This window comes from Pontibacter flavimaris (assembly GCF_001907195.1).
In the GTDB taxonomy this organism is placed as follows: domain Bacteria; phylum Bacteroidota; class Bacteroidia; order Cytophagales; family Hymenobacteraceae; genus Pontibacter; species Pontibacter flavimaris.
The window spans coordinates 364,042-379,698 of sequence record NZ_LVWA01000012.1 but is presented as its reverse complement, the minus strand read 5'-3'; the positions used below and the strand labels follow the sequence as shown (position 1 = coordinate 379,698).

Genomic DNA, 15,657 nt, shown 5'->3' with positions numbered 1-15,657 from the left:
TTATTTAAACAAATTGTACAATAATGCCCCTGTTGAAATTACCCCCAACACCGCGTTCCATACAATCAGGTTGTCGCGCTTTAACTGTGTTTTTCGGGGCTCGACATAGATCATGTCGTTGGGCATCAGGTAATAGTATTGGGATTGTACGAGGTTCGGGTCTTTGAGGTCTAATAATACGATCTCGGAGGAGCTGTCCTTTTTCTGTCTGATGAGTTTCACGTTGTCACGGTCGGCGCCCAAGGTCAGGTCGCCGGCCAGGCTCAGGCCCTCCAGCAGGTTGGCGCGCTCGTTGTAGATGTAAAAGTAGCCGGGGTTGCGCACCTCGCCTAAAACACTCACCTTAAAGCTAATAAGCTTTACTACCACGGTGGCGTCGGTGATGTAGCGGTCCAGGTTCTTCTGGATCAGCTCCTGCGTTTGCGAGGTGGTAAGACCCTCTATCTTGAGCTTGCCCACGGTGGGCAGGTTGATGAAGCCCTCCGTGTCGATGGCGTAGCCGCTCAGGAAAAGGCTGGCCGGCTCCGACATGCCCATGCCATTAACGGGGTTGGTGATGTTGAACAGGTTGGACATGTCCGGGTCCACGCTCAGCACCTTTATGGAGAGGACATCGTTTGTCTGCAGCTGGTAGGCCGCATACTTGGTCTGGAAATCAGTGGGAACGTTCTCTTTAAGATTGTCATTCTGGATGTATACGAGTTCTTTTTTCGTCATGCAGGAGCTAACACCTAGCACAAGCAGGAGAAGGTATACTATATTTCTCATAATAAAGGGTTAAGGGTGATCCTTCAGGGCGGCAGCTTGGTCATGCGCCTGCAGGCTTTGAAAATCGTGCGTTAAAGTATAAGCTTAGGCGTACCGGAAATCCGGTTCAGGCATATATACTTCTGGTTGCATAAAAGGATACCTAATCGGGCCAAATTTTTGGATATTTGTCAGAAAGCTTGTTTTAAGTACAGCCGGGGGTTGGCATAGTGCAAGATGGGCTCGCGCTGGAAGTATGCGAGCGGAAGGAGGGGTAAAAGGGAAAGCCATTTCCGGAGCTGCCTTGGCAAGGCCCCGGAAATGGCTGTTAAATATGTGGGGAAGTATAATCGTAACGAGCCGCTACTCAATCCACCTGGTGCGGCGCTGCTTGGCGGGTTTGCTGTGCTTCAGTTGCTGCTGCTGTACCCGCAGCTTATCCTTGGTGTTGCGCACCAGTTGCTGGGCAAACCCGTCGCCGTGCTCCAGGATGCTGCCCTTCAGTCTCCAACCCTGCGGCAGGAAACCCGCCACTTCCGATGCCAGGCCCTCCAGGTCCGGCGCAATGATAATGTTGTACTCCATGAGTGTTTGATTTGGCTAAAAGTGTAGGTACAATGTATGGAAAAATAAACATAGGACGCACGTCGGCGCTACGAAAATGAATGCAATTATGTTACATTCTTTTGAAAATAAAGGTCAGGCTTGGAATCGTATAGTTTTATGCTGAGGAATAGACTGGATTTAAGCTAATAATCCTATTTGCTAATTATAACTACCCGTGGTTGCAGTTGCATGCTTCTGACAGTCTGCATGGGCCATGCAACAGACACGAAGTAGTAAAGATGCGGGAAACCGTTTTTAGAAGCGGATGTGGAAGGTGGTGTGGCTATTTTCAGAGCTGAGGGAGAAGGCAAAGCCATGGTTCACCAGAATGTCGCGCACCAGGGTAAGCCCGATGCCCTGTCCGTTGGCTTTGGTAGTGTAAAAAGGAGTGAAAAGGTTGCCCAGAACATCTGCCGGTATCCCACCTCCGGAATCGGTTATACGTAGCTGTGGCGGGTTATTAATCGTTTCTACGTGTATCTCTCCGTCTGTACCGATAGCCTCCATAGCATTTTTGAGAACGTTGAGCAGCACCTGCTCCAGCTGCTGTGCATCCAGCGGAACCACCAGCGACACGGGCGCCAACTGCCACTGTATCTGTATATTTCGCCGCTGCAGTTCGGGTTGCAGCAGTCGGTGCAGGCTCTGTAACAGCGTGTGCACATCGGTTGGTACTTTTTTGGGTTGCGGCAGGCGCACTACCTCAGCAAAGTTGGCCATAAACCGGCTTAGGTTGGTGTTACGCTCGGTGGCCACCTGCAGCACGTGGGCAAAGTCCTCCTGGTCCTCGGGCTGCAGCTGCAACGTATAAAATCCCAGTGAGCCAAGTATGGAATTGATGGCTCCGGTCGTATTATTCACCTCGTGCGACATCACCCGGATGACCTTTTCGTAGGCCTGGCGCTCGTTTTGAAGGATGGCCTCGGTGAGTTCCTCGATCAGTATAAAGTAGTGCTGAAAGCCCCGGTCCAGGAAGTGGGCGCGGTGGCAGCGGTAGGTCCAGATGCCGTTGATGCGGAAGGTGACGGACTGGCCGGTGTGCAGGTCCCGTAGCTCCCTGGCCCATACGTCGGGCAGCTGGCTGACGTGTTTGCCTGCAAGCGACGCGGCCGGTTGCCCCAGAAAACGCTCTGCAGCCGGGTTTATACTTTCCACTTGGTTATCAAAACCTAAAAGTATGATGCCGGCAGGGGAGGCCTGGATGAGCTTGTCGAGCAGGAAATGCTTCTCAGCCTGTGCCACGCGCTCGTGCCGCAGCTGGTCGATCATGCGGTTGTACACGTTCACCAGCTCATCCAGATCCTTCTGGCCCACGGCCATGAACTTGGTGGAAAAATCCTTATCCCGGATAGATTCTATCCCCGAGCGAATCAGCTGCAAGGGTTTAAAAAAGGACCGGTAAAGCTGAAAGGTAACGTAGGCGGATACAAAGATCAGCAGCTCCATGCCCAGGAACAGGAACTTATTCTGCTGCAGTACAAACCACGACAGCGCCAGCAAGAGGCCATGCACCAGCACGGCGAAAAGTATAAACTTAGTCCGCAGGGTCATATGGGATGTTGAACTTGTCGAGGCGGCGGTACAGGGCAGCGCGGCTCAGGCCCAGGGCGCGGGCCACTTTGCTGATGTTGTTGTGGTAAAAGCTCATGGACTTGCGAATCATCGAGGCCTCCATCTCTTCCAGCGTCATGGTGCCCACGGCGGGCAGGGTTTTGTCGCCGGGTTTGGCCGGGCTCTGCTGTGCCTGCGCCCGGAAATCCTCGGCCTGCAGTACATCCCGCTCGGCCACCAGCACCGTACGCTCCACCAGGTTCTTCAGCTCCCGGATGTTGCCGGGCAGGGGCAGTTCCTTGAGCCACTGCAGCGCCCGCGGGCTCACCTCCAACTCCGGGCGCTTGTACGTCTTTTTGAGGTTGTCTGTAAAATACTGCACCAGCAGCGGCACGTCTTCCCCGCGCTCGCGCAGGGCCGGCAGCTTTACCTTTATCAGGTTGATGCGGTAGTATAAATCCTCCCGAAACTTGCCCTCCTCCACTAGTTTTGCCAGGTCCTTGTTCGTGGCGCATACTACGCGGATGTCGAGTTTGCGGGAGCGGCTGTCGCCGAGCACTTCGTAGGTGCGGTCCTGCAGCACGCGCAGCAGTTTTACCTGGCTACCCAAATCCAACTCACCGATCTCATCCAGAAAAATAGTGCCTTTGTTGGCCAGCTCGAAACGGCCCATGCGGTCGGACTTGGCATCGGTAAAGGCGCCGCGTTTGTGGCCAAACATCTCGCTCTCGAAGAGGGTGGAGGAGATGCCACCCAAGTTTACTTTCACGAAAGGCTGGCTTTTGCGCAGACTGTTGTAGTGGATGGCCTCAGCGATGAGTTCCTTGCCCGTGCCGCTTTCGCCCTCAATCAGCACCGAGGCATCGGTAGGAGCGATCTGGCCGATCTTTTTAAGGATCTGCAGCAGCTGCGGGTCCTGCCCGATGATGTTGCTAAAGTCGTACTGCTGGTCCAGCTTTTTGCGGGTAAGAGCTCCTCCGGTGTCCACCGTTTGCTGCGACAAGCTCAGTGCCGTACGCACCGCCTGCAGCAGGTAGTCGTTGCTCCAGGGCTTGGTGATAAAGTCGGCCGCGCCCAACCGCATGCCCTCTACTGCAAGATTAATAGAGCCCCAGCCGGTAATAAGTATAACCGGCAGCTTGGGGTACAGCCTTTTGAACTTACCCAGCAGGTCCAGCCCGTCGTGGCCGGTGGTGTTGATCGAGAAGTTCATGTCCATGATCGCCAGTTCCAATGGATGCAGCTCCGCCAACTGCAGCGCCTCCGGTGGGGTGGCAGCCTCCTGGGTCTTGAAACCGTTCTGCTTGAGCAGCAGGCTCAAGGAGGCGCGTACGGCTACATCATCGTCTATTATCAGGATCATGGTGGAGGTTTAAAGTATAAAGGTAAGGGTTTGGGATATAAATAGGTAAGGGAGTATGGTTTCTGTGGTTATACTTTCCTTTCTCGTTTTGCTGTGGATTTTCAGGTTTGTGTTCGTTATACTTTATACTTCTCTTTCATGGCGCAAGTCTTCAGACTTGTGTCCTACAATGAGGTTAAGTTTGCAACTTGACTGGCTTGAAAAGCCATACTTTATACTTGATCTATACTTTTATACTTGCCGGTTTATACTTCTCTGGCGCAAGCGTCCGCTTGTGCCTTATACTTTGGCTATACTTTTTTAGCTGCTGCTTCCTTCTGCTTGAACTAAGCTATTCTTACTAGCTCCCGTTCATCCTCCAGACTTACTTACCTATCGCTTTAACTCCTGCTTTGGCTCCCTCCAGCCCGGGAGGGCTCGTCCTTTGGCATCGCGCTGGGAGCTTTTCCTGCCCTCGTGCCTCGGGCTGCCTCACTATCGTTCGGCACCGGAAAAACTCGCATAGGCGCTCAACCCAAGGACTGGGATCAGATTCGATAGCTGCTGCTTATGCAACTACCACCAAGTCTCCTCCTCAGAGGTGCTAGGGGTGGTTGGAGTCTGCATTGCAAAAACTCCCTCCCCTGTTTTTAGGGGTGGTTGGAGTCTGCACTGCAAAAACTCCCTCCCCTGTTTTTAGGGGAGGGTTGGGGAGGGGTCTACTCTTCATGCAACGCCATGGCCGGGTGTATTTTAGCAGCTTGCCGGCTGGGGCAGAAAGCGCAGATGGCGGTGAGCAGGTAGATGATGCCCACGGCACTCAGGAGCGCTATAAAGTATACTTCCGACTCTACCTGAAAGACCTGCAGCAGCGGAAACTGCACCGCAAAGAACACGCCCAGCAGCAACCCAAACGTGGCCAGCACCAGCACCTCGCCAATGAACTGCCAGTAGATCTGAGAGGAAGCCGCTCCCAGGGCTCTGCGCAGGCCTATCTCGCTGTTGCGGCGGCTGATGTTGTGCCACAGCACGCCAAACAGGCCCAGCGCCACATTAAAGATCAGGAAGCCGCAGACCAGACCCAGCGCGATAAGCGGGACCAGGGCAAGCTTGGATTTGTTCTGCCGCATTTTCTCCAGCGTCGATACTTCGAGCGTCCAGTTTTTGGCCACCTGGCCCAACTGCCTGATCATCTTCTCCTCAAAGGCCACCCCTGTTCCGGGCTTTACCCGAATCAGCATTTCGCCCCAGAACGCTTTCTCATTTTTGGCGGGAAGTATACGTTCGAAATAGCCTGGCTCCTCGGCCGCGTATTCGCTGGCGGGGCGGAAGTGTGCCACCACGCCCACCACCTGAAAGTTGGTGCTGTCGTTCTGTGGGATGAGCTTTCCAAGCGGGTTTTCATCTCCAAACAGTTGCTGGTGCATCACCTCGTTTATCACGATGGGGATGTGGTGCGATGCGTCGTCTTCCTGGCTAAACCAACGCCCTTGGCTCAGTTCTATTTGCATCACGTCTTTAAAGTCATCCTGCACCTCGAAGATGTTGGACAGTATCTTTTTGTTATTGTAGGTGACGTTGTTGTTCATCGTGCTGAAAGAAAACGGGGCGTTGCTGCTGGTCAGCGAGGCGGCCTCTACCTCCGGCATACTTTTTACAAGCTGCAGCGCCTGTGCCATGTTCTGGCGGTTTAGTGCAGTCGAGTCAAGGTCGGGGCGCATGGTCAGCAGCCACACTTGCTCGTGCTTAAAGCCAAGCGGTTTGCTGTAGTTGCGGACGTTGTACACGACCAGGCTGAGTACCCCGAACAGTACCAGAAAGCAAATGAAAATCTCCGTGATCAGCAGGAAGTTGCTTTTCTTCCGGTTCCAGATCAGTTTAAACAGATGGCGTATCATTTTGAACCTCCTCTCAGTGCCTCTACGGCTTGTAAGCGTGACATCTTAAAAGCGGGGTATACCCCGGAAACCAATCCAAAGACAAGGCAGAGCAGTAAGCCCATCCCAAATATGCGCAGGTTCAGGCTCAGGTCTGCATAAACGATAATCCCGCTATCGTTAATGAGCCACAGCGCCAGGGCAGACAGCACAAAACCCAGTAAGCCACCCAGTAGTGTCAGGAAGACATTCTCGACCAGAAACTGCCCGATGATGGTGGAGGAGGAGGCGCCAAAGGCCTTGCGCACCCCAATCTCAGAGGAACGCTCCATAATGCGGCTGATGTTGATGTTGACCAGGTTGATGGCTGGCAGCAGCATAAATAACAGGGCAAGTCCCATCAACAATCCATACAGAATCCCCACACTGGCGTCTTTCCCGTTGCCTAAGAAAGTGCGGGTAACGCTCTCCAGAAAGGTGTCGGGGAAAGAACTTAGCTCCACCCCTTTTTCAGGACGCTGGCGCTCCACTTCGGCCATCATCGTGGCAAACTCTTTTTTGATCTGCGGTACATCCGAAGCCTTTGCCGCTTTGATGGTGGCAAAGTAAGTTCCGTTTAGCCCCGGTTTGTTAAACTCCTGGCTTTTGAGCGAGATAGGCACCCACACATCGGCATAGGAGTGCAGGCGCAGTACGGGTACATTCTCCACCACACCCACTACTTTATACTTTACCTGGTCTACTTCCATGTACTGCCCCAGGGCCTTGCCGCCTCCAAAGTACTTTTGGCGGGTGCTCTCGTTTATCACGGCTACGCGGTTGGCGCTTTTCACGTCCTGCTGCCCGAAAGCAGCTCCTTCCACGAAGTTAAAATCCAGGATATCCCAGAATTCCCGGTCGGTATACTTGATGTCGAGGGCCAGTTTGCGGTTGTTGATGTAGCTGTTGACTTGGAAAAACATGGAGTTGATGGATACCTTTTCAGGCGTTTTCAGCGTGCGTACGTGGCGGTCGAGGAAGTGGTAGCTGAGCGGGCCGCTTCTGGTATGGCCTTCTTTTATCTCCTCGCGCATCATGTTCACGAAAAGCAGTTTGTCGGTGTCGCGCTCCGGCATTTGCGGCCCAAAAGTATGGTCGAAGAGGGATGTGGCCACCACCAGCACCATCAGGGTAAAGCTAATGCCAAAGAGGCTGATGAAGGTGAAGAACTTGCGTCGCAAGAGCACCTTCCAGGCTATTTTCAGGTAATTCTTCAGCATGGCTATACTTGTTGAAGGTTGGCAAAAACCTTAGCGTCAGAAACCTGCTGCCCGTCGAAGAAGCGCACCAGGCGCTCGGTTTTCTGGGCCATGTTCTCGTCGTGCGTCACCATCACGATGGTAGTGCCATCCACCCGGTTCAAGTCCAGCAGGATGTTCATGATTTCCTCACCCATCACTGAGTCCAGGTTACCGGTCGGCTCGTCGGCCAGTATAAGTTGCGGTTGCCCGATCAGTGCGCGGGCGATGGCTACGCGCTGGCGCTGTCCGCCGGAGAGCTGCGTGGGGTAGTGTTTGGTGCGGGCGCTAAGGCCTACTTTCTCCAGGGCGGTTTTGGCGCGTCGGGTACGCTCGGAGGCGGAAATGCCGTTGCGGTAGAGTAGGGGCAGCTCCACGTTGTCGAGCACGCTCAAATCGTTCACCAAGTGGTAGCTCTGGAAAACAAAGCCGATTTTCTCGTTGCGGATGTGCGCCAGTTCCTTGTCTTTATAGCTCGTGATGGGATGTCCGTCTATCTCCACAGTGCCCTGGGTCGGCACGTCCAGCAGACCCATGATGTTGAGCAGCGTGGATTTGCCGCAGCCCGATGGCCCCATGATGGAGAGGAATTCGCCTTTGGGAACCACCAGGTTTACGTGCTGCAGGGCCACCGTCTCGATGGACTTGGTTTGGTAGACCTTTTCGATGTTGGTTAACGTGATCATAGTTTTGAATATAATGTCTTTTGGTTTTTATAGTGATTCTGTGTTTTAGCTGCTTTATCATCTCTAATCCCTGGCGCGAGTCTTCAGACTTGTGTCCTATGATGGTGTCAAGTTTGCAACTTGACTGGCTTGCAAAGCCATACTTATACTTCGGCGATATTTTATACTTAAGCTATTCGGCTGTTCCGGACATCCGTGTCTGGAACTTTTCTGCTGCGGATCTCCAGATCCGCAGCAGCCATACTTTATACTTGACTTGCCTAGCTGCTGCTTCCTGTAACCTGATGCCAGCTATCCTTATTAGCTTCCGTTCATCCTAAGTATTATAAACCTACCGTTGCATTTCATACTTTGGTGCTCTCCAGCCCGAGAGGGCTCGTCCTTTGGCATCGCGCTGTGTACATTTCCTTTGCTTGACCTGCGGTCTCCGCAATTTCGCTGAAGCGAAACCGGAAATCTACAAGGCGCTCAACCCAAGGACTGGGTATCATTTCGATAGCTACAGCTATTACTACTGTCCCCTTGAGGGGACCATAGGGGTGTAATCGTCTGCAGAAATTAGGGGAGGGCCGGGGAGGGGTTATGCGCCTCCGCTACTATCGGCTCCTGCTTCTCAAAATCAAAAAGCGTCAGTTGTCTTAAAGTATAATGTGCTTCCCAGAACGCGCTGAGCGAGGCGATGTAGGCGCGGCGTGCCTGGTCTTTCTCTGCCAAGGCGATGTTCAGTTCGGTAATGCTGATGCGGCCAATCAGAAAAGTATTCTTGGCGATCTCATAGCGTTCAGCGGCGATGGCGTCTGCTTCGGCGGTGGTGCTGATGCGGGTTTTGAGGGTGTTGTACTGGTTTACCTGCGTGAGCACGGCCTGCTCAAAATTTGTCTCTTCCTGGCTGATGGTGTACTCTACCAGCTTCTGGTTCAGCTGCGCCACTTTGGTAACCGAGCGCTGGCGGCCCCAGTCGAGTATGGGCATGGTAAAGCCGATGCGGGCGCGCTGCTGGTTGTCCGGGCGGTCGTAGATATCGCTGAAGGCAACTCCCTGGTTGGTAAGGCCAAAGGTGGCAAACAGGCTGGCGTTAAAGCCGTTGTCGCCGTGGGCTTTTGCTACCAGGCTCTCGGCCTCCAGCATCCTGCGCCGGAAGTTTATACTTTCCTTGCGGTTCTTTTTGGCTTCGGCCAAAGCTACCGCTGCTGCCACGGTGGTTTCGGGTATACTTTCAGGCACGTGCAGGCTGAACTGGGCGCTGTCTTTCAGGCCGATATAGTTGCGCAGGGCCAGCGCGGCTGTCTGGGCATCCAGGTTGGCCTGGGCCAGCGCCAGATCGGAGTTAAGGACCGCCAGGCGCAGCTGCAACAATTCATTTTTGGAGAGACGGCCCAGTTTATACTTTTCCTGCGCTACCTGGTACAGGGTGTCGTTGTTGGCCAGGTTCTTGGCAGCTATACTTTGGTTGGACTGGGCCAGCAGCAGATCAAAGTATAAACCGGTGGCCTTTACGGCTATAATTTCCCGGTTCTCTACATACTCCTTTTGGGACTCCTCGTAGCGCAACGGCTCTATCTTTTTGTTCCAGCTCAGGGCGTTGTAGGCAAACAGCGGCTGCTCCAGCCCGATAATGGCCGGGTTGCCGTTGTAGCGGGTCTGGTCGCGGTCGAAGTCGTCGAAGCGCTGCATCAGGGAGGTCACGAAAATCTTGCCGCCTGTCGGGCTGATGACCTGGCTCAGCGTCAGGCCCAGATCCGTATTGTTGATGGAAACGGGTCTGAACTCAGTGGTACCGTCTGGTTGCGTTACCGGCGTAATCGTGCGGCTGAAGTCGGGCAACGTACCTTCCAGGCTAAGCTGCGGCCTGTATTCGGATTTCACGCTGCGCCATTTCCAGTAGCTGTTCTCCCGGCTGGTCTCCACCTGCAGCGCCTCTGCCGACTGCGACTGCGCCAAAGCGATCACTTCCTGCAGGCTCAGTTGCCGGGTGCCAGGCTGTGCTATACTTTGGACGCAGTGCAGGGCAAACACTACAAACAGCAAACAGTATGGGTAATGCTTTTTCATAGTTTTATGTTGCGTATCACGATGCTCGTATCAGGTAGCACGATTTTTAAAGTATAAATTCTGCGGTTCCTGCTGTTCCGGATTTGCAATCCGGGACTCAGCTAATTGTGGATTTGTAATCCGCTTGTCCCTAATAATCCCTGCGGCTCCATACTTTCGGCTTGCGAATCCCAAAAGCGGAATCGAGCTACGTCTGTCGTGATACTTGATTCGGATCTCACTTCAGCCGCACTTTCTGCACGTGCTCAAAGTCTTTCATGTCGGAGATTACCACCACATCGCCGGGCTGCGCGCCGTTTTCCAGTTCTACAAAGTCCGTGTTGCTCATGCCGGTGCGGGCCGGTACTTGTACCAGTTCATCCTCGCGCAGCACAAACACGTTGTCGGGAGAGCCGCTGTTAAAGTAGGGGCCATTTTTTATGCGGAGGGCGTCGTTTTTGCTGGCGGTCGTCACAAAGAGGTCCACGCGGAGGCTGGGGCGCAGCAGTTGGTGACTTTTCTCCTCCAGGGCCACATAAAACGTCACAGTGCCGTTCTTTACCGAGGGTTCTATGGCCACAATACTGCCTTTCAGGTCGGTGTTGTTGATGCGGGTAATGGCGTCGCCGCCCACGTGCAATTGATCGGCAAAGGCATCCGAAATGCTGGCCTGCACCCGGAAGCTGCTCAGATCGGCCAGTCGGGCGATGACCTCGCCGGTGTTTACGCTGCTGCCAATTTCGTTTTTTACCCAGGTCACCACGCCGGGGCGGGTGGCGCGTACTTCGGCCTGTTGCATCTTGCGCTCCAATTCTTCCAATGAGCGGCCATTCATGGCCAGCGTATATCTCAGTTCCTGCTCGTCGGCTCGTAGCAGTTTGCGCTCGCTTTCAATGTCCAGCTCCAGCTGCGCCAGTTCCTGCTGCGCTATTTTCAGATTCAGCTCTGCCTGTTTTACCTGCTCCTGAGTGCCGCCGCCAATTTTAAGGAGGTACTGCTCATCCTCCAGCCGCGCCTGTAGGCTTTTCACGTTCATGCGTTTAATGGCCAGCTGCGACTCCAGGCTGTTGAGTTTTTTATCCAGTTGCAGGCGCATCTGCACGCTCTTGTGCTGGTTCAGCTGCTGCTCGTCTTTCAGTTTGTCGTAGGCCAGTTGGGTGAAGGAGCGGTCGAGGAGGAGCACCTGGTCGCCGGGTTTTACCTGCTCGCCGGCGTTGCGCACCACCTGCTCGATGCGCGCCTGAATGGGGCTGGTGATAGCTTGCTCATGCTCCGGCACCACCACGCCCGAGGCGCTCAGGGTAGCTACTACCGGACCGCGCTCCACCACAGCCGTGCGGATCTCGCTGCGGCTGATACCCGGCGCCAGCAGGCTTCTGACTCCGAAGATAGCTGCCAGCACCAGGGCCGCAGCTATACTTACCTGCCAGATGCGCTTGCGGCTATGGGCTTGTTTGGTAGCGGCTGATAATTCACGATCCATAGTTTTATTTTATACTTGCTAGGGAGGGTATAGCCAATTTAGATGCCAGTTATGTATGTTATTGGTTTTCTAACCTTTATGCTTTAAAATACTAGTTTTTAGACTTTTAGAAGTGTTCAGTATTGAACAGGTTGTGCGGTTTTGGGAGGGGGAAGAAGCCCTATCGAGATTAAATTCTGAAAGGGGTAAATACTACCTTAGGAAAGCAAGTATACGCTTGATTAAATCTTCTCAGGCAGCTGTCATTCTGTTCTTACAGAGCTGTCATTCTGTTAAGAATCTTGGTAGAAATAGAGGGCCCCTTCTCCGGGAGATGTAGCCTTTGCTACTCGCCAACAAGATCCTTTCAGGATGACAGAAACCGGGTCTTGGCTCTAAATCATTGTGCTTGGTTAGAAATGAAATCAAACAAGTGAAAAAATTACTTTGCTGCCTGCCGTATCCCCCACAAAACTTCTATACTTCCTCCCGCCTTTACTTTCTCTAAAAATCAAAGTAAAACCGTATACTTTACACATCAACCTAAACCTGAAAAACTATGAAAATTTTACTTGTTGGGGGCACCGGCACCATTGGCAAACGCATTTACTGGCGGCTGCAGGACGCGCACGAAATCCTAACAGCGGGCTCCAAGAGCGGCGACGTGCAGGTGGACATGACAGACCCGCGCTCGATTGAGGAAATGTTTACCAAAATAGGCAAGGTAGATGCCCTTGTGGTGGCTGCCGGTAGTGCGCCCATGGCGCCAGTACAAGACCTGACACAGGAGCATTTCCAGGAAGGTATCCGCAGCAAAATGATGGGACAGATAAACCTGGCACTTATCGGGCAGAAGCACCTGAACCCGGGCGGAAGTATAACGCTTACCTCTGGCATACTATCAGAAGACCCGATTGCGCTGGGCGCGGTGCTGAGTACGATAAATGCCGCCGTGAACGGCTTTGTGATAGGGGCGGCAGGAGAGCTGTTGCAGCGGGGAATACGGATTAATGTGGTGAGCCCCGGCATCGTGGAAGATTCGGCGGAGGCCATTGGTAGTTACTTCCCTGGCCATAACCCGGTGCCGATGGAGCGAGTGGTGAACGGCTACCTGAAAAGTATACTGGGCATCTGCACCGGGCAGGTCATCAAAGTATATTAAAACCGCTTCCCTGAGCATTTCTCCCCATCTTTCCTTAATTTGCCCCGAACCTAATGCAAGATTTACATGACCTATAAAGATAGATTAACAGCCATCCGAAGCCAGATGAAAGGGGAGGGCGTGAGCGCCTACATCATTCCATCGGCCGATCCCCATATAAGCGAATATGTGCCCGACAGGTATAAATGCATCGAGTTTGCCTCCGGTTTTACCGGTTCGGCAGGCACTTTGGTGATTACCGAAGAGGCCGCCCACCTGTGGACGGATGCGCGCTACTTTGTGCAGGCCGGCGAGCAACTGGATGGAACCGGCTATGAACTGGCGAAGCTGCGCGTGCAGAACGCCCCGGAGTACATCGACTGGCTGGCGGAGCGGCTGCCGGAGGGGGCCACTGTGGCCTTCGATGCGAAGCTGATTTCGGTGAGCCTGGCGCAGTTGCTGGAGGCGCAGCTGACCCCGATCGGCCTGATAATCAACAGCAACCGCGATTACCTGGACCCGATCTGGCAAAACCGGCCGGACCTGCCTACGGCCCCGGCTTTCCTGCTGGGCGAGGACGTAGTGGGGGAGAGCCTGGAGAGCAAGCTGGAGCGCCTGCGTGCGGCCCTGAAAAAGTATAGAGCCGAGTACCACCTCATCTCCTCGCTGGATGACTTGGCCTGGCTCTTTAACATGCGCGGTTCCGACGTGAAATGCAACCCGGTGGTGCTGAGCTTCGCCCTCATCAGCCAGGACAAGGCCATGTTATTTATAGATGCAACCAAACTTTCGGAAGAAGCACAGGCAAGGCTCGCAAAGGCCGGTGTGGAGCTGGAAACCTATGACATGATCGAAAGAGCTGTGTCGGCCATACCCGGTGACAGTATCCTGATCGACCCGCGCCGCAACTGCTTCGCGCTGTACAAGGAGCTGCCAAAAGAGGTGCGCGTGATTCAGGACACCAACCCCACCACTTTCTTCAAGGCGATGAAGAACGAGGTGGAAGTGCAGCATACGCGGCAGACGATGGTAAAGGATGGTGTGGCGCTTACCCGTTTTTTTAAGTGGCTGGAGGAGAACATTGGCAAGACCCGCATCACGGAGCTGACAGTGGTGGAGAAAGTACGCGAGCTTCGGGCACAGCAGGAGGGCTTTATGGGCGAAAGCTTTGATACTATATCAGGGTACAGAACACATGGCGCACTGCCGCATTACAGGGTAACCGAGGAGAGCGATGTAGAGCTGCAGCCTGAGGGCCTTTTGCTGGTAGACTCCGGCGGGCAGTATACTTCCGGCACCACCGACATTACGCGCGTGGTGTCTTTAGGCAATTTAACGGAGGAGGAAAGTATAGATTATACCCTGGTACTGAAAGGCATGATAGACGGCTCCACGGCCCGCTACCCGAAAGGCACCAAAGGTTACCAGATCGACGCCATCACCCGCAAGCCGCTCTGGGATTATGCCCGCAACTATGGCCACGGCACCGGCCACGGCGTCGGTTTCTTCCTGAACGTGCACGAAGGCCCGCATGTGCTTAACCCAACGCCAACGGCTGTAGACCTGGAGCTGGGGATGATCTCTTCGGTGGAGCCAGGCATTTACCGGCCGGGCAAGCACGGCATTCGCATCGAGAACCTGGTGCTCACCGTGCCCGACGAAACCAACGATTTCGGCGAGTTTTATACGTTCGAGCACCTCACGCTGGCCCTCATCGACACCACGCCGGTGAAAAAAGAGCTGCTGGAGGCCCACCAGATTAAATGGCTCAACGAGTACCACCAGCGCGTTGTAGAAAAGCTCGGCCCACACTTGACAGCGGACGAACTGGCCTGGCTAAAGGATAAAGCGAAAGCAATATAGGGTGAACCCCTCCCCAACCCTCCCCTAAGAACAGGGGAGGGAGTTCTACTTACACCTTTTTCTGTCATCTCGAGCAGGGCGAGAGATCTATTGGGAATACTGAACATATCTCTCGCTTTGCTCGAGATGACAAATAGCCACATCTATCGAATTGATCCCAGTCTTTGGGTTGAGCGCCTATGCGAGTTTTTCCGGTGCCGCAGGCAGCCCGAGGCACGAGGGCAGGAAAAGCTCCCAGCGCGATGCCCGAAGACGAGCCCTCTCGGGCTTGAGAGCACCAAAGCTAGAGATGAAGCGGTAGCTTATGTAATTCTGGAGGATGAACAGCAGCTAGCAAGGATATCTTGTGTCAAGCAGAAGGAAGCAGCGGCTATGGAAGACACAAGCGGACGCTTGCGCAAGGAAATTATAAAGTACAGCTCAAGTATAAGTATGGCTTTTCAAGCCAGTCGGGTTGCAAACCCGACCTCATCATAGGATACAAGTCTGAAGACTTGCACCATGGGAAAAGACAGGTATAAAAGTATAGCCAAAGTATAAGTTTAGCTTTTCAAGCCACTCGGATTGCAAATCAGACAACATAGGAAGACACGAGTTGCAAACTCGCGCCAACGGAAGATATTTCCACAACATCAAATGCAGATAAAAGAAATAACAGCCCGGGAAACCTGGCAACTCAGGCGCGACGTGATGTGGCCGGAGCAAAGTATAAACTATGTGCAGCTGCCGGAGGATGAAAGCGGCCAGCACTTCGGCCTATACTTATCCGGTGAGCTGGTGTCGGTGGTGTCGCTGTTCGTGGAGGGGGAGCGGGCGCAGTTCCGTAAATTTGCTACCTTGCCGCAGAACCAGGGCAAAGGCTACGGCACAGCCTTGCTGCAGCACCTTATACTTCAGGCGGCGGCGCAAGGCATAAAGCAGCTCTGGTGCAATGCCCGGCAGGAGAAAGCAGGTTTTTACAAGCGCTTCGGGCTGCAAGAGACAAATCATACGTTCGGGAAGGGCGGCAAAGATTACGTGGTGATGGAGGGAAGTATACGTTTACCTGAACCGGCCGTAGGGGCAGCAGAATAG

At 53.8% G+C, this 15,657-nt stretch carries 13 protein-coding genes; 4 read left to right on the top strand and 9 right to left on the bottom strand.

Going from position 1 to position 15,657, the window contains the following annotated elements; translation table 11 throughout:
• From A3841_RS19210 to A3841_RS19195, 4 genes are all read right to left on the bottom strand, one after another.
• Positions 1-768: a polysaccharide biosynthesis/export family protein gene (locus tag A3841_RS19210; RefSeq protein ID WP_073854922.1), complete on the bottom strand. Its 768-nt coding sequence runs from the start codon at positions 766-768 to the stop codon at positions 1-3.
• A 342-nt stretch (positions 769-1,110) separates the two neighbouring features.
• Positions 1,111-1,332 (bottom strand): hypothetical protein, encoded by a 222-nt coding sequence (locus A3841_RS19205; protein ID WP_073854920.1) that lies wholly within the window; start codon positions 1,330-1,332, stop codon positions 1,111-1,113.
• Between the two features lie 276 nt (positions 1,333-1,608).
• On the bottom strand, positions 1,609-2,904 hold the full coding sequence (locus tag A3841_RS19200) for a sensor histidine kinase (RefSeq protein ID WP_073854918.1): 1,296 nt from the start codon (positions 2,902-2,904) through the stop codon (positions 1,609-1,611).
• Positions 2,888-4,267: a sigma-54-dependent transcriptional regulator gene (locus tag A3841_RS19195; protein WP_073854916.1), complete on the bottom strand. Its 1,380-nt coding sequence runs from the start codon at positions 4,265-4,267 to the stop codon at positions 2,888-2,890. The genes A3841_RS19200 and A3841_RS19195 overlap by 17 nt, the downstream gene beginning before the upstream one ends.
• 181 nt (positions 4,268-4,448) lie before the next feature.
• Here A3841_RS19195 and A3841_RS20760 point away from each other — a divergent pair, with 181 nt between their 5' ends.
• Entirely contained in the window at positions 4,449-4,571 is a 123-nt protein-coding gene (locus A3841_RS20760) for a hypothetical protein (protein WP_262502626.1), read from the top strand.
• Positions 4,572-4,965: 394 nt separating this feature from the next.
• Here the strand turns inward: A3841_RS20760 and A3841_RS19190 are convergent, their stop codons facing one another.
• The 5 genes from A3841_RS19190 to A3841_RS19170 form a co-directional block, all read right to left on the bottom strand.
• Positions 4,966-6,144, bottom strand: a complete 1,179-nt coding sequence (locus A3841_RS19190) for an ABC transporter permease (RefSeq protein ID WP_073854914.1) — start codon at positions 6,142-6,144, stop codon at positions 4,966-4,968.
• Positions 6,141-7,382, bottom strand: coding sequence for an ABC transporter permease (locus A3841_RS19185; protein ID WP_073854912.1), 1,242 nt, complete (start codon positions 7,380-7,382; stop codon positions 6,141-6,143). Before A3841_RS19185 ends, A3841_RS19190 begins: the two co-directional genes overlap by 4 nt.
• Positions 7,383-7,384: 2 nt before the next feature.
• Positions 7,385-8,086, bottom strand: a complete 702-nt coding sequence (locus tag A3841_RS19180) for an ABC transporter ATP-binding protein (RefSeq protein ID WP_073854910.1) — start codon at positions 8,084-8,086, stop codon at positions 7,385-7,387.
• A 558-nt stretch (positions 8,087-8,644) separates the two neighbouring features.
• Complete coding sequence (locus A3841_RS19175) at positions 8,645-10,138, bottom strand: TolC family protein (RefSeq protein WP_073854908.1); 1,494 nt, start codon at positions 10,136-10,138, stop codon at positions 8,645-8,647.
• Positions 10,139-10,355: 217 nt separating this feature from the next.
• Entirely contained in the window at positions 10,356-11,600 is a 1,245-nt protein-coding gene (locus tag A3841_RS19170) for an efflux RND transporter periplasmic adaptor subunit (protein WP_073854906.1), read from the bottom strand.
• Between the two features lie 538 nt (positions 11,601-12,138).
• On the opposite strand from A3841_RS19170, the gene A3841_RS19165 reads away from it, so the two are divergent.
• The 3 genes from A3841_RS19165 (at position 12,139) to A3841_RS19150 (ending at position 15,657) form a co-directional block, all read left to right on the top strand.
• The gene (locus A3841_RS19165) at positions 12,139-12,741 is read left to right on the top strand and encodes a short chain dehydrogenase (protein WP_073854904.1); all 603 of its coding nucleotides are present in this window, start codon (positions 12,139-12,141) and stop codon (positions 12,739-12,741) included.
• A 66-nt stretch (positions 12,742-12,807) separates the two neighbouring features.
• Complete coding sequence (locus tag A3841_RS19160; RefSeq protein WP_073854902.1) at positions 12,808-14,583, top strand: aminopeptidase P family protein; 1,776 nt, start codon at positions 12,808-12,810, stop codon at positions 14,581-14,583.
• A 636-nt stretch (positions 14,584-15,219) separates the two neighbouring features.
• Positions 15,220-15,657: a GNAT family N-acetyltransferase gene (locus A3841_RS19150; protein ID WP_073854898.1), complete on the top strand. Its 438-nt coding sequence runs from the start codon at positions 15,220-15,222 to the stop codon at positions 15,655-15,657.